Below are 1,064 nucleotides of genomic sequence, written 5' to 3' on the forward strand. Positions count from 1 at the left end.
TGTTCTGTCCATGGAGGTTGGTGACGGATCCCACGGCTTAGGGATCTTGAACGAGTGAGGGCCTTCCGGGTTCGGTGTGGATTGCGACATCTACACGAACGACCAGAAGGCCCTCATGCCCCACCGTAATGCACCCCTGACCGAGACCGGACGTCTGCGTCTGGCCCGCTGCGTCGTAGAGGACGGCTGGCCTCTGCGCCGGGCCGCCGAGCGCTTCCAGGTATCGCCCACCACGGCTCAGCGGTGGGCCCTGCGCTACCGCGAGCAGGGCGAGGCCGGAATGACCGACCGCTCCTCCCGGCCCCACCACAGCCCGCGCCGGACACCGACCCGGACCGAGCGGCGGATCATCAAGATCCGCGTCCTGCGGCGCTGGGGGCCAGCCCGCATCGCCTATCTGCTCGGGCTGAACCCGGCGACCGTGCACCGCGTCCTGACCCGCTACAAACTGGCCCGCCTGGACCACCTGGACCGAGTGACCGGCCGGGTGATCCGGCGCTACGAGCACGCCGCCCCCGGCGACCTCGTCCACGTCGACATCAAGAAAATCGGCAACATCCCCGACGGCGGCGGCCACAAAGCCGTCGGCCGCCAAGCAGGCCGGAAGAACCGGGCGGGCGCCGGCATGAGCTTCCTCCACAACGCCGTCGACGACCACTCCCGCCTCGCCTACAGCGAGATCCTCACCGACGAGAAGAAGGAAACAGCCGTCGGATTCTGGCAGCGCGCCCACGCCTACTTCACCGAGGCCGGGATCACCGTCCAGCGGGTCCTGACCGACAACGGCGCCTGCTACAAGTCACACCTCTGGCGCAACTCCCTTGCAGCACAAGGCATTTCACACAAGCGCACCCGCCCCTACCGGCCCCAGACGAACGGGAAGGTCGAGCGGTTCAACCGGACCCTGCTGGACGAGTGGGCCTACGCCAAGGCATACCGGACCGAGGCCGAGCGACGGGACGCCTACCCGCGATGGCTCCACACCTACAATCACCACCGCGGACACACCGCGCTCAAGGGCCAACCACCCGCCAGCCGCGTCCCCAACCTCACAGGGCAATACA

1 protein-coding gene is annotated in these 1,064 nt (G+C 68.0%); it reads left to right on the forward strand.

The annotated features are described in order from the left end of the window. Positions 1-115: 115 nt before the first annotated feature. A partial coding sequence (locus IG90_RS0138675) for an IS481 family transposase (protein ID WP_030596063.1) occupies positions 116-1,064 on the forward strand: 949 nt, incomplete at its 3' end.

The sequence above is a fragment of the Streptomyces anulatus genome, assembly GCF_000721175.1.
GTDB classification, from domain to species: domain Bacteria; phylum Actinomycetota; class Actinomycetes; order Streptomycetales; family Streptomycetaceae; genus Streptomyces; species Streptomyces anulatus_C.